At 37.5% G+C, this 13,904-nt stretch carries 14 protein-coding genes; 5 read left to right on the top strand and 9 right to left on the bottom strand.

Translation table 11 applies throughout. The annotated features are described in order from the left end of the window. Nucleotides 1-179: 179 nt before the first annotated feature. From AC3WOM_RS22080 to AC3WOM_RS22065, 4 genes are read right to left on the bottom strand one after another with little or no spacing between them, the layout of a single operon-like run. The gene (locus AC3WOM_RS22080; protein ID WP_492448362.1) at nucleotides 180-1,187 is read right to left on the bottom strand and encodes a FecCD family ABC transporter permease; all 1,008 of its coding nucleotides are present in this window, start codon (nucleotides 1,185-1,187) and stop codon (nucleotides 180-182) included. Beyond that, complete coding sequence (locus AC3WOM_RS22075; RefSeq protein WP_492448361.1) at nucleotides 1,180-2,181, bottom strand: FecCD family ABC transporter permease; 1,002 nt, start codon at nucleotides 2,179-2,181, stop codon at nucleotides 1,180-1,182. Before AC3WOM_RS22075 ends, AC3WOM_RS22080 begins: the two co-directional genes overlap by 8 nt. Before the next feature lie 23 nt (nucleotides 2,182-2,204). Then, the gene (locus tag AC3WOM_RS22070; RefSeq protein WP_492448360.1) at nucleotides 2,205-3,131 is read right to left on the bottom strand and encodes an iron-hydroxamate ABC transporter substrate-binding protein; all 927 of its coding nucleotides are present in this window, start codon (nucleotides 3,129-3,131) and stop codon (nucleotides 2,205-2,207) included. A gap of 13 nt (nucleotides 3,132-3,144) precedes the next feature. Next, entirely contained in the window at nucleotides 3,145-3,933 is a 789-nt protein-coding gene (locus AC3WOM_RS22065; protein ID WP_492448359.1) for an ABC transporter ATP-binding protein, read from the bottom strand. A gap of 147 nt (nucleotides 3,934-4,080) precedes the next feature. Here AC3WOM_RS22065 and AC3WOM_RS22060 point away from each other — a divergent pair, with 147 nt between their 5' ends. Then, nucleotides 4,081-5,121 carry an NAD(P)/FAD-dependent oxidoreductase gene (locus tag AC3WOM_RS22060; protein ID WP_492448358.1) on the top strand — a complete coding sequence of 347 codons (1,041 nt, stop codon included), beginning with the start codon at nucleotides 4,081-4,083 and terminating at the stop codon, nucleotides 5,119-5,121. A 60-nt stretch (nucleotides 5,122-5,181) separates the two neighbouring features. Here AC3WOM_RS22060 and AC3WOM_RS22055 read toward each other — a convergent pair whose 3' ends face one another. After that, nucleotides 5,182-5,424 carry a hypothetical protein gene (locus AC3WOM_RS22055; RefSeq protein WP_492448357.1) on the bottom strand — a complete coding sequence of 81 codons (243 nt, stop codon included), beginning with the start codon at nucleotides 5,422-5,424 and terminating at the stop codon, nucleotides 5,182-5,184. 199 nt (nucleotides 5,425-5,623) lie between these two features. On the opposite strand from AC3WOM_RS22055, the gene AC3WOM_RS22050 reads away from it, so the two are divergent. The 4 genes from AC3WOM_RS22050 to AC3WOM_RS22035 all read left to right on the top strand — a co-directional run bounded on the left by AC3WOM_RS22050 (nucleotide 5,624) and on the right by AC3WOM_RS22035 (nucleotide 9,344). Further along, nucleotides 5,624-6,331: a class I SAM-dependent methyltransferase gene (locus tag AC3WOM_RS22050; protein ID WP_492448356.1), complete on the top strand. Its 708-nt coding sequence runs from the start codon at nucleotides 5,624-5,626 to the stop codon at nucleotides 6,329-6,331. Between the two features lie 154 nt (nucleotides 6,332-6,485). Further along, entirely contained in the window at nucleotides 6,486-7,616 is a 1,131-nt protein-coding gene (locus tag AC3WOM_RS22045; RefSeq protein ID WP_492448355.1) for a DUF418 domain-containing protein, read from the top strand. A 268-nt stretch (nucleotides 7,617-7,884) separates the two neighbouring features. Beyond that, nucleotides 7,885-8,742 (top strand): sensor histidine kinase, encoded by an 858-nt coding sequence (locus AC3WOM_RS22040; protein ID WP_492448354.1) that lies wholly within the window; start codon nucleotides 7,885-7,887, stop codon nucleotides 8,740-8,742. Continuing rightward, nucleotides 8,739-9,344, top strand: coding sequence for a response regulator transcription factor (locus tag AC3WOM_RS22035; protein WP_427546013.1), 606 nt, complete (start codon nucleotides 8,739-8,741; stop codon nucleotides 9,342-9,344). Before AC3WOM_RS22040 ends, AC3WOM_RS22035 begins: the two co-directional genes overlap by 4 nt. 43 nt (nucleotides 9,345-9,387) lie before the next feature. On the opposite strand, the gene AC3WOM_RS22030 is transcribed toward AC3WOM_RS22035, so the two are convergent. From AC3WOM_RS22030 to AC3WOM_RS22015, 4 genes are all read right to left on the bottom strand, one after another. After that, nucleotides 9,388-10,473, bottom strand: a complete 1,086-nt coding sequence (locus tag AC3WOM_RS22030; protein ID WP_492448353.1) for a hypothetical protein — start codon at nucleotides 10,471-10,473, stop codon at nucleotides 9,388-9,390. Between the two features lie 182 nt (nucleotides 10,474-10,655). Beyond that, nucleotides 10,656-11,345: an ankyrin repeat domain-containing protein gene (locus AC3WOM_RS22025; RefSeq protein WP_492448373.1), complete on the bottom strand. Its 690-nt coding sequence runs from the start codon at nucleotides 11,343-11,345 to the stop codon at nucleotides 10,656-10,658. A 166-nt stretch (nucleotides 11,346-11,511) separates the two neighbouring features. Then, a complete protein-coding gene (locus AC3WOM_RS22020; RefSeq protein ID WP_492448352.1) occupies nucleotides 11,512-12,198 on the bottom strand; it encodes a response regulator transcription factor in 687 nt (228 codons plus the stop codon). Further along, nucleotides 12,176-13,654 carry a sensor histidine kinase gene (locus AC3WOM_RS22015; RefSeq protein WP_492448351.1) on the bottom strand — a complete coding sequence of 493 codons (1,479 nt, stop codon included), beginning with the start codon at nucleotides 13,652-13,654 and terminating at the stop codon, nucleotides 12,176-12,178. Before AC3WOM_RS22015 ends, AC3WOM_RS22020 begins: the two co-directional genes overlap by 23 nt. Between the last annotated feature and the right edge of the window lie 250 nt (nucleotides 13,655-13,904).

Raw genomic sequence — 13,904 nt, 5'->3', positions numbered from 1 at the left:
TACACCTCCTGTCATGATTATACAAAAAAAGAACCTCCACAAATTAGGTTCCCAAAAACTTGAAATACAAAGATCATAAAATAAATATTTCATTATTTTTTTTAGATAAAAAGTACATTAATTTACATATCCACTATCGTTTGTTATTACATTTCTGCTCAGTCAGTTCAAACATTCTATCATACATTTTTCCTTAATAAATACAAAAAGTATGGTGCGCCGATAAAGGCAACAACAATTCCAGCAGGAACGGTTGCACTTGCAATAGCTACACGTCCAATTGTATCAGCTAGCATAAGCAAGCTTGCTCCAATAAACAATGTCAGTGGTAAAAAGAATTGATAGCGTGGGCCGACGAGCTGCTTAGCAATATGTGGGGCCATCAAACCGATAAAGGCAATACCACCTGTTACAGAAACTGCAGCTGCCGCTAACGCCACGGCTACAATTAATAGGCGTAATCGTTCACGTCCAATATTCATGCCGAGACCAACTGCTGTTTGCTCTGTCATCGCCAAGACATTTAGGACATTGGATTTATAGAAAATATAAGGAATACCGAGCACAAGCCAAGGCACTAAAGCCCAGAAAAATGGCCAATCTGTTCCCCAAACACTGCCTGCCAGCCATTGCGCAATAAATTGTACATCGCTACGCTCTGCTGAGGAAATTAACACCATCATGACCCCTGATAAAGCAGAAGCTACCCCTACCCCTATTAAGATAAATTGAATAGGGTGCACACCTTTATTGCGTTGATAAGAGAAAAAGTAAATGCCAAGCGCTGTTAATAGGGCGCAACAAAAGCCTACAACTGGTAAGACATAAGCAAAGTGAGGAAGATTGCCCTTTACTAGTAGATAAAAGACAGTAATCCCAACACCTGCACCTGAACTAATACCAATCATACCAGGATCTGCTAAATCATTGCGTGTAACCCCCTGTAAGACCGCACCAGCTAAAGCTAACGCCATTCCTGCCGTTGCTAGTACCAACATTCTTGGTAATCGAACTGAGAATAATACGAAGGACTCTTTAAAACTACCATCGCCTAGCAAGGTTGGGATAATGCGATCAAATGATACAGAGGCTGGCCCTAAAGAAATGCCCAAAACAAAGATCAATATCATGACTACAAGCCAAGTAAAAAACCACTTTCGCTGTTTTTTGCGACCTTCTTTAAACAAATTGGCGTCCTCCCTTCCGCACTAATAATAGGAAGAATGGAAGTCCAAGAATGGAAATAATCGCTACAACTGGCGTCTCAAATGGTGCATTAATCATGCGCCCTGCAAAATCAGCCATCACCATAAACCAACCGCCAACAATGGCGCTCATTGGTAATACAAAACGATAGTCTGTCCCTACAAACGCACGAACAATATGCGGTACCATTAAACCTACAAATGCTAGATTCCCAACAAGTGCCACAGCAGAGCCTGCCAGAATAACAACAACAAACATCATGATTCCTTTAATAAATGTTGTATTTTGTCCAACACCTACTGCTACTTCTTCATTTAAGCTTAAAATCGTTAATTGACGACTAAAAGCAAATGACAGTAGCAGACCGAGGACAATCATAGGGACGATTAGTAACGCCTGCCATGTTGTGCCAATGAAACCGCCACTTGTCCACATCGAAACATCCTTGGAAATTTGAAATAAGATGCCTGTCCCTTCCGCAATCGCTTGTAATAAAGCAGTAACAGCTGCACCAGCTAAAACAAGCCTCAACGGAGAAAATCCTTTCTTAGTAGAAGCCCCAATCCCATAAACAATTATCATTCCAATTCCAGCCCCAACAAAGCAGGCTAAAATTAAAGTATAGTATGAGAACTTTGGGATAAATGCCATGGTTAAGGCAAGGGCAGCATTTGCCCCTGCTGTTAAACCAAGCAGACCTGGATCGGCTAATGGATTTCGTGTAACCCCCTGCATAATCGCCCCTGCGACAGCGAGTGCACTGCCAACAAAAATAGCGGCAATGATACGAGGAAATCGAATTTCACGTAAAATCGTGTAATGCTTACCACCACTTTGTCCGACAATTGCTTGATAGACATCCTGAATGCTCGTATTCGCTGCACCTAAGCACAGCGAGATACTGGCTGTGCCGAATAATACGATCAATGCAAGCAATACCTGAAGCCAAAATGGAAACTGTCGAAACTTTGTCATTTGCCTTCGCTACTCTCTACTAATTATTGTAAAAATTTCTCTTCAAAGAACTTCAGTTGATGTTCTAATGTAATAGGGTCATTGAAGTAAAAGGCATTCGCATTCACTTCAAATAAATGACTATTTTTCACAGCCTCTAAATCTTTAAACCATGATGCGTTTGTAAAGGAGTTATCTTGATCTTGGAACATACTGAAGACCACATAGTCCCCTGCGTAATCCCCTAAAACTTCTTGAGAAATTGCATAGTAGCCTGGCTCTAGTGCTGTTTCTTTTACTTTCTCAGGCATTTTTAAGCCCATTTCTTGGTATAAAATCTCTGTTCCTCGACCCCAGTTATCGCCATAAATATAAAATTGTTTATTAAAGTTTTCCGCCACTGTTACAGTCGCATCTTCACCGATTTTTTCTTTAATTTTTTTACCAGTTTCTGCTGCACGAGATTTAAAATCCTCTACCCATTCAGTAGCTTCTTTTTCTTTGTTGACTACTTTTCCGATTTCAATAAATTGTTGTAAATAATCAACTTTTCCGTACGTAAATAGCACAGTTGGTGCAATTTCTGATAATTTATCAGCATTTTCAATTCCATTTAAGCCAATGATTAAATCTGGCTCTAGCTCCAGAATTTTTTCAATATCTGTATTTTCAACAACTACTGCATCTTTAATCGCATCTTGGAAGTTCGGATTTTTCGCTGCCCATGCATCTACCCCGACAACATTGACATCAAGCTGTAATAAATCCCCTACAAAAGAAGATAACACGACTACTCGTTTAGGGTTTGCTGGTACTTCCATAGGACCTGTCTCGGATTGATAAGTAATTGTTTCTGCTGTAGTTGCTTCTTTTGAACCTTCATCAGCCTTTTCTGTTTCCTCTTCTTTATTGCCACACGCTGCTAATACTAGTACCAGCATCATAAACATTGGTAATAACCACTTTTTCATTGTTATTCTCCTTTTAAACGGTTTGTAATAAGTTATATGTAATGCACATTGGTTTATTTGTTCGTGGATCTTGGCCAATAACCGCATCAATATTAAACACTTTTTTTAATACTTCTGGAACCATGACTTCCTCAGCTGTTCCAAACTTTATAAGCTCTCCTTGTGATAGAGCCACAATATAATCGGAGAATCGTGCTGCTTGATTTAGATCATGGAGTACCATGACAATCGTGCGCCCTTGTTCTTCATTAAGCTTGTAAAGTAACTCTAAAACCTCTAATTGATGTGCCATATCTAAATATGTTGTCGGCTCATCTAAAAATATGATGTCGGTTTCTTGAGCTAATGCCATCGCAATCCACACTCGTTGACGCTGTCCACCTGATAAAGCATCTACAGATTGCAAACGGAAGTCTTCGGTTTTTGTCACCTGTAAAGCCCAATCAATGACATCTTTATCCTTTTGTGATAAATTGCCAAAGCCCTTTTGATAGGGAAATCGACCGTAGGATACAAGCTCTTCCACAGTTAAACCATGTGCACTTTCAGGGCTTTGTGGTAAGATGGCCAGTTCTTTCGCCAATTCTTTCGTTTTCATTTTGGAGATATTTTGACCATCTAGTACGACCTGTCCACTCTCATGCTTTAAAATACGTGTAATGGCCTTTAATAAGGTGGATTTTCCACAACCATTTGAACCTATGATGGTTGTTATTTTGCCATCTGGAATTTGCAGCGATAAGTCATGCACAATCGTTTTATTCTCATAGCCAACACGAATCGATTCAACTTCTAAACGCAATTTGGACCCTCTCTTTCTTTTTACTTCATTCCATGCTATGATAAGCACAATTAAAAATGATAATCATTATCACTAGAATTAGTCTAGTTTTCTGATAAGAATTTGTCAATTACTTTTTTACTATTTTTTAAGGATGTGGCAATAAAAATGCAACATATTTATGATGTAACGATTATTGGCGGAGGTCCTGCTGGCTTATATAGCGCCTTTTATTGTGGGTTACGTGGGTTAAAAACGAAATTAATTGAGAGCCAATCACAACTTGGTGGAAAAGTATTACTTTATCCTGAAAAGCTTATCTGGGATATTGGTGGACATCCCCCTATATTAGGTGAGCAATTTGTCAAACAATTAATCGAACAAGCGAAAACATTCGACCCAACCATTTTGACAGACACTAAAGTAGATTTTATTAAACGTCAGAACGATGTTTTTATAGTACATACGGCGACTGGTGAAAAGCATTATAGTAAAACTGTGCTTTTAGCTGTTGGAGGCGGCATCATTAACCCTCAAAAGTTAACACTTGAAGGAGCCGAAAAATATGAAATGTCAAATTTACATTATACTGTTCAATCCTATAATCGTTTTGTAAATAAGGACATTATTATTTCAGGTGGAGGCAATGCGGCCATAGATTGGGCTGTTGAGCTAAGCCCAATTGCCAAAAGTATTACGGTTGTTTATCGTAAAGACACATTATCAGCTCATGAAGCAACAATAAAGGAAGCACTTGATGTTGGTGTGCATATAGAATGCAATACAAGCATTACAAAACTTACCGCAAATGCTGATAAAACAGCTATTCAATTAGTCACATGTGAAAATACGAAAACCAATCAGAGCTATACTCGTCAAATCGATGAGGTGATTGTTAGTCATGGCTATAATCGTGAAGCATCCCTCGCGTTTGACGAAGCCATTGCCATTCCTAAAAAAGATGATTATTATTTTGATGGAAAAGCAACAGGAGAAACGGTACAGCCTGGTATTTTTGCAGCAGGCGATATTTTATCGTTTGAAGGAAAAATCAATCTGCTTCTCGGGACATTCCAAGATGCAGCCAATGCGGTTAACTCGATTAAAACGTATTTAGAGCCAACAGCCTATCGTCATGGTATGGTCTCCTCTCATAATGAGCTATTTAAAGAAAAAAATCGCTCTATTATCGAAAAGCAACTTGTCTAAGTAAATTAATCCAAAAAATAACCCTCTTAAGAAGTCATTCTTAAAGAGGGTTTCTAACTTTTATCTAAATAAACTTAATAATGCTCCCATCTGCCTTAACATATTTACTCCATTCGTAATCGTACCAGCATGCCCCATAATCGTATTTAAATGATTTGGCAAATTTCCTACTCTAGAAGGTTGAAATTGTTGATTAGGAGAATAGGAAGGTTGCATCATTCTATCTCGAAAAGGAGGTCCAAAATATTGTCTATTGCTTGGCGGATATGGTCCTCTTCTAAAATTCGGCTGAAAATATGGCATTGATTCACCCCCTATCTGAAAGCTTCTAAACTAGTATATGTACTTATTACATTAATGAATTAGACTTTTGAAGAAGTACTTAAAAATAATATAGTTTTATCTCGCCTCCAAAAATATGGAACTCTAGTGTTTGGACTTACACCATGATATTTTGAAGGAACCATACTAGTTTCATTTTCATACTATATGAAAAAAGAAGGTGGTTTTCATTCAAGGTTCTAATTATCTCGAATTTTTAGCGAAATTTGGTGTCGGAGGCGCACATCCTGGTGGTATTAATCTGTCAAAGGAGCTATTTAAAGCAGAGAGCATTCAGCAATCCTCACATATTTTAGATGTCGGATGCGGTACAGGGCAAACGGCTGCCTATTTGGCTACACACTTTCAAGCAAATGTAACGGGAATAGATATCAACCCTATCATGATAGAAAAAGCCCGTCACAGAATGAAAAAAACACGTTTACCAGTCAACATCATACAAGGTTCTATTATGCAAACTTCATTACCAAATGAGTCATTTGACTTGATATTTGCTGAATCGGTTCTTGCTTTTGTTGATCAACAAATTGCCTTGCAAGAGATTTATCGTTTATTGAAGCGAGGTGGCCGCTTCATTGCCATTGAATTTACCATTCCCGAAATACTACCCCCTCAACTTGCAGATGACATTCAACAATTTTACGGATTTGATGCACTCCTTATGAAAAAGGATTGGGTAGCCTTATTACAGCAGGCTGGTTTTCATAATATTCGCATACAAAAAAATAAATCTATCTCATCAAAGCCTGAATTTAATTTCTCCAAAGATATTGAATCAGAACTATATGATATAATGGATCAACATATTGCCATGAACGTAAAATACGAAAAAATTTTGGACTATCGTATTTACTCCTGCTCAAAATAATCGCATTTCACCAGCACCCAAAGCGATGCTGGTTTTTTGTTACATCATTTTTATGACAGGTGTCATAAAGATTCTTTGACTGCTGTGAATAGGTTTTCACTTGGCGTTTTCTTATCATTAAACGTAAGAAAACATAGAAAGAGTGATTGAACATATGCAAACACAACAAAGACTCCCCTTTATTGATATGTTAAGAGGTTTCGCTGTCTTAGGAACTCTTGGTACGAATATTTGGATTTTTGCCTATCTTGGCGATTTATCGTATATCACAACGAGTAACTATAGTGGTTGGTGGTCCTTGAACGATTTTTTACGAATGGTGGTATTATTTTTAGTCAATGGTAAGTTACTGGGACTGTTAACAATTATGTTTGGTGTAGGCTTACAATTAAAATATCAACAAGCGTTAAGAAAAGGAAATGCTTGGCCTGGCATATATCTTTGGACAATAGTCTTTTTAGGTTTGGAAGGGCTACTTCATTACACACTTGTCATGGAATATGATATTTTAATGAGCTATGCCGTAACAGCTTTTATCGTTACCTTTATTATCAGATTAGGCGACAAAGCAATGACAAGGACTTTCTATCTCTTTGGCAGCTTTCATATCCTCATGATACTGCTTATTTTTATAAGCTCATTACAAGGGGCAATGGTTTCCTTCAATGGCATGGAGTCAGTCGCTGCACTGTATGAAAATGGCACATGGCTAGCTCAAGTACAGCATCGCCTGACAAATTTTTTGTTTTATCGCACGGAAGCTATTTTTATTATCCCTATGAATGTCTTTTTATTTATACTAGGTGTAAAGTTTATGCGTAATGAGGTTTTTTCATCGACAGACAAAGGACGTCAGGCTCGACACAAGCTTTTCAAACTCGGTGTATTCATTGGTATCCCTTTAAATCTACTTATTTTTATTCCTGGGGGTCTTTTTGATTTACCTGTTCGTTATTTATGTGCGCCGATTCTATCGATTGGCTATATTGGAATTTTAGGTAAACTGGTAGAATATAAGAGGCTGGATTGGCTTTGGCAGCGCTTTGCAGATGTCGGCAAAATGTCTTTGAGCTCTTATGTCCTACAAAACGTGCTTGCATCTATTATTTTTTATGGCTGGGGACTTGGGCTTGGTGGACAATTAAATAGCATTCTAATTATTAGCATTTGGCTAGCCCTTTCTTGTCTTCAACTGGCTCTAGCGTCATTTTGGCAGAAGCAATTTCATATTGGCCCGATGGAATGGATTCGGAAAAAAACCATTCAAGCTATGACACGACATTAAGCAATAAAGGATGGTGTAAGCAATAAAAATTTATCCTCGAGAGCAAGTAAAACATTATTTAATCATCGATGCTGTATCCTTGATTGTCCTGATAACGATGGTGTTATGGTCAGATTCAAACCTCCCCTTCGTGGCTAAAATAGCTATCTTAGGCTTGTACTTAGGTGCTTTCTATATAGCTTTATGGCATCAAGATTGGAAGCTACTTCTTGCGTCACTTGTAGGATTCGTTCTTATTAGCATCTTGGGCATTTATGAGGATATCTTCATGCTCGTCTTCGGATTTACCTTTGCCGATTTATTGGGAAGAGCCAAATCTAAATGGCATATCGCTGGTGGTATACTTGGCATTGCAGTCATGTTTTTAGTCGTTATGAGGCTGACCACAGATTCCCTATTACCCGTTGAATCACAGGTACTAGCGCCCATAATGATCATTCAATTGGTATTCCCTGTCCTTATTTATTTTGTAGAAAAATCGAAGAACCTACAATCCGAATTGGCTGATGTCAATACTCAGCTCGTTCAACAAGAGGAAAGACAGCGTATTGCCCGAGATCTCCATGACACAATTGGGCACACGTTAACGATGATTAAAGTTAAAACAGAACTTACTACAAAACTTATTGATCGAGATCCTACAAGCGTTAAGCAAGAGCTAAATGATATATTAGCCACAACACGTACAGCCTTAAAGCAAGTACGTGAGCTCGTTTCGGATATGAATTTTGTTCCTTTACATACTGAGCTCCTACACTGCCAGCAGCTTTTACAAAGTGCGAATATTACTACGACTATTAACAATCAATGTCCTAAAATCGTTCTTTCCAGTGTTGAGGAAACAATGCTAGCACTGTGTGTACGGGAAGCTACCACCAATATGCTGAAGCATAGCCATGCACAAAACTGCCAGATCACGATACAATGTCAAAATGGACAATATTCGCTTGCTATCATAGATGATGGGATTGGCTTGCAGCATAAGGGACTCGGCAATGGCATCCATTCGATGAAAGAAAGAATGCATGTTCTTCAAGGTGATGCCATTATTGAAGGGAATACAACGACTGGGACAAGCGTATTATTCAGCATACCAATTCAAGATGGAAAGGAGCCTCCAATATGATACGTGTTTTACTAGCAGAGGATCAACAAATGTTACGTGGTGCCTTAACATCTCTGTTATCATTTGAGCCTGATATTGAAGTAATTGCAGAGGTTTCAGATGGTCAAAAAGCTTGGGACTACATTCAACAGGAGCTACCTGATGTTTGCCTAGTGGATATTGAAATGCCCAATCTGTCAGGATTAGAGCTTGCTGAAAAAATTAAACAGGCCAATTTACCCTGCAAAGTGATGATTGTCACAACCTTTGCACGACCTGGCTATTTACAAAAAGCAATGGATTGCGAGGTACACGGCTATCTATTGAAGGATGAACCGATTGATTATTTAATTGCTACTATTCGAAAAATTATGCAAGGTGAAAAGGTTGTTAGCAAGGATTTAGCTGCTACCTTGTTTATGAAGGAGCAAAACCCTTTAAATGAACGTGAAATTGCGGTGCTACAGCTTGTGAAAGAAGGCTTGACCACAAATGAAATTAGTAAACAATTATTTTTAACAAAAGGCACCATACGTAATTATCTATCGACCTCTATTCAAAAGCTTCAAGTTGAATCTAGACAGCAAGCTGCTCAAGTTGCTAGTGAGAAAGGCTGGCTATAAAAAAATCTCGCCACGGATGTGACGAGATTTTTACTATTAGTGATTACTTTCCTTGTAAGACTACATTTGTCGCTGTAGCCCAGTTGTTTAATGGTACAACCTTATAATTTACATTTGTCTTTAATGTATCTCCATTGGCAATATCAAAGATGCCTACAGCCCCTTTACGTGATGAGTAGCGGTATTGTGCTTGTAATTTGCTACCATCATTTCCTCGTAGCTCTACACTTCTGCCAGCAAGTAAATCAGATTGTGGATCATTCGTTAATTGTAATTCAAATGATTTATTATCAATTGCTGTAGCTGATTGCAGTGTAAACGGTGCGATTTCTTTCGCTACAAAGCTCTTTTCATCAATCTCAGCCCATTGGGAGTACACGCGATATGTGACACCTTGCTTTAAAATTTTGCCAGCAGGTAATCTAAATTGTGAAGCCTGTTTGCCATCAGCAGCTTGTGTAAATGGTACATAATTAGCAACAAACTCTTCTCCTTCGCTTGTTTTCACTGTTACATAGCGATCACGTAAGGAAGAAATAATATCAAAGTGTTTGCCATTTGCATCGCGATTATGACGATCTAAGCTAAATGCAAGATCTCCACGCCCTGCACGGTATGCTTCAATAATATTTGCATAATCCACTACCCCATCCTCTTGGAACGCTGCCAGTGTAAATGTATCATTTGTTACTTGTGCTACATTTCTTACATATACTTTCTCATCTGTGCCTTCAAAAACTTTATTGCGTTGTTCTTTATAGCTTAATGTATAGATGAAGTCATCTTCTTGGAATGTGACAGGTACAATATATGTACTCTTAGAACCTGTCATTAAACGTGGCACATTGACAATCTCTAAATCTCCATTAAAAATAAAATGTTTCTTAATAGCATCTAAATTGTTCAGATCTACATCAGCAGCTACTAATGGTTGGTTGAACGTAATTTGTAATGTCATTGTGTTTAAAGGCTTAATGTTTGTAATTTTCGCTACCTGCTCATTTTCGGCAGCTACTACAGCTTTTTTACTCGCCGCCTCTACGTTTAAAGGCTCGTTAAATGTGACAAAACCTGCTGATAATACCGATAAGGCAAATGCTGCTGGGACAATTCGTTTTCTTAATTTCATTTCTATCCTCTCCCTTTTTCCATAAAATTTGTTGACAAGATTTATCATAAAGACCATATCTAAACTGCCAATAAATAAACTATTAAAAAAGAATTAAAAAATAGAAAAAATAATTTAAGAAAAAATCCATAAAAAAACCGTAGAGAATGATACTCTACAGTTTACAAAGCATGTGATGTTTTTTATACCGCACCTGCTGCGATGAGGATATTTTCAATCTCTTTGAATCCTTGCTTTTTCGCATGCTGTAATGGTGTCACATTATTATTATCTGGAATATTCACATCAGCACCATGGTCAATTAATAATTGAACTACAGTTTGCTGTGTTGTGTTCCCATTATTTAGAACAATTGCCTCCATCAGTGCTGTCCATCCCAAACGATTAACATGGTTGACGTCAATAGTGGTATTGTTTAATAGTTCCTCTATGACCTCGACATGACCATGCTCTGCCGCTGGAATTAATGCTGTTCCCCCATATCTATTTAAAATCTTAGGATCTGCACTAGCTTGAATCGTCAGCTTTAGAATGTCAAGATAGCCTTCTGCACCTGCATAAAGAAAGGGCGTATTTAGCATATCATCTTGAATATTGACATCGGCATCTGCATCAATTAATAATTTTGCTGCTTCGACATCCTGATTGTACGTGGCAATCATTAACGCTGTTCGTTTTTTTGAATCTTGAGCATCGATATCCACCCTTTGATCCAAAGCATTTTGAAGCGCATCCAAATCCCCTTTTTCTACTGCTTGAAACAATTCACTATCCCAATCTGTAGCCATCTCCTCGCTCCCTCCTTTATTAATTTTTAGAGCCTCTGTTTCGTTTGAGGCACATCCTTGAAGTATAAATGATAATGCTATCATAACTGCCTGTATTTTCTTCAATTGTCATACACCACCCTCACTGTTATGATGTTGTCATACTATTCTTAGTGTAAGTGGTAATGTTAAATAATCCATTAACCCTTTCTTAAAAAAGTCTAAAAATTTGTCAAAAAAATAGCTCGCCACCTCGACGAGATATTCTTTCTTAAACATTTAAGCGGTAACCTGCGCCCCACACTGTTTCCAAAAACTTCGGCTGTGCTGGATCACGTTCAATTTTTTCACGTAGCTTTCGAATATGCACGGTAACGGTTGAAACATCCGCAGCTGATTCATAGCCCCAGTTTCTTTCATATAACTGCTCTTTACTTAATACTTGATTTGGATGTTTGACAAAAAACACAAGCAAATCAAACTCCTTTGTGGTAAAGGCAATTTCTTCGCCATTCACGAAGACCTTTCTGGCAGATGTATCGATTGTAATGCCATGTATGGACATAATATGATTCGTTTGCTGGGTTGTGGCTAGACGCTCATACCTTGATAAATGCGCCTTGACCCTTGCCACGAGTTCACTTGGGCTAAATGGCTTTGTAATATAATCATCCGCCCCTAGACCAAGACCACGAATTTTATCAATATCCTCTTTTTTAGCTGAAACAAATAATATTGGAATGTTGTTCACTACACGAATCTGTTTACAAATTTCAAAGCCATTCATCCCAGGAAGCATAATATCCAAAATAATTAAATCGTAATCACCTTGAAGTGCCTGCTTCAGCCCATCATCTCCATTATGTTGAATGTCTACTGTAAAATCATTAATCTCTAAATAATCACGTTGGAGCTCCGCTATGCTCACTTCATCTTCAATTAGCAGTATTTTTTTCATTTTTGCTAACCCTCTCCTCAGCCTTTTTTAGTGCAATGAATATGCTGGTTCCCTTTGTTAATTTGCTCTTCACCCAAATATCGCCATCCATTTCAAGCACGATTTGTTTCGCAATGGCTAACCCTAAGCCACTACCTCCAGTTTGTGAATTTCGGGAGGGCTCTGCACGGTAAAAACGATCAAAAATATGAGGTAAAGCTGCAGGGTCTATTCCCGTACCATTATCTGTTACTTGTATAATTGCATCATCTACTCGCTCATGCAGGGAAATAATGATTTGCTTATATGATTTATCCATATATTTTTCGCTATTGCTTAATAAATTCGACAGTACACGTCTTAATTTATCACGATCAGCCATCGCAAAAAGAGGTGAACCCGCTGAAATATATTGTACATGAATGTCTCTTGCAATAAAGTCAAAGCTAGCATCCTCTACATAATCATGCATGTATTGATGAAGATTCACACTTTCCATTTGAAAAGGAATCTTCTTTAAGTCCAATTTAGAAAATAAGAAGAGCTCATCGATTAATACATCCATATCCTTTGCTTTTGTATAGATGGTTGTTAAATATTTATCCATTTTTTCTTCTGTATTAGCCACGCCGTCTTTAATACCCTCAACATAGCCAATAATGGAAGTTATCGGCGTTTTTAAATCATGAGAAATATTTGATAATAATTCTTTACGATTTTCTTCATATTGAAGCTGAAGTTGAACAGAATCTTTTAGCTTTACTCTCATTTCCTCAAATGATCGATTGAGCTGACCAATTTCATCATTCGAACGAGAAGTAATTTCAAAATTTAAATCACCAGATTTAATCCGTTCAGCTCCTTCCTTTAAAGTTGTGATAGGATTAATAATACTTCTAGATACTAAATAATTTAACAAACCTATAATCATCATAAATAATAGAAATAAAATACCTAAAAGAATAGGTAAAAGCTCTCGTGTTAATTCCGCATGGGAACTAACCTCTCTCAAAACAAAAATACTCCCCTCTGTTTTATCTGGAAAATAAAAATCGAACTTAACGTACGTATAAAATGCTTGATTAATCATAATGGTGTCGCGTGAATTAATATTGGTCGCTTCAAAACCAGGTAAACTTTTGAGCAATAATTTCTCATGATCTTTCTGTGATGCATAAACAATTTGATGATCTTTACGCACAACGATTTCAATGGATGGTGCATTTATTTTTTGTAGCTGTTCGATGTCTAGTAATTGCTGGGGATTATTTTTCGCCAATAATTTCAAATCTAGAAAAGCATTTTCTTCTAGCGTTGTTAAAGGTTTTTGCACATAGGATTTTTTGTAAAAATGCTCAATCGCTTTCACATCACCTGTTATCGCATAGGAAAAAAGAAAAACCGATGCTAATAAAAGCGTGATAGCAATGATAATAACCCCTACATAAGATAGCAAAAACCTCGTTTTAATTGACATATGCATTCCCCCAATAAGCTGAAACTATTAGCAATGTATCATACAAATCTTAAAACTTTATAAAATCACGCTGAAAAATCTATAAACAATTTTTCAGCATCAATATAGTATTCCGCTCATACTAACGAATAAACACGAAAAAAATACGGCACTTTCTCTACTGTGCCGTATTGCATGTTGTTGAAATACTATTATGTCAATGACATCAAGGTGACAAATTAAAAAGTATAGCCCTTTTTCAAAACGAGGG

It is taken from the genome of Lysinibacillus sp. FW301-JW8 (genome assembly GCF_058788755.1).
The sequence above is the reverse complement of the archived record's forward strand: the minus strand, read 5'-3'. Positions and strand labels throughout refer to the sequence as shown.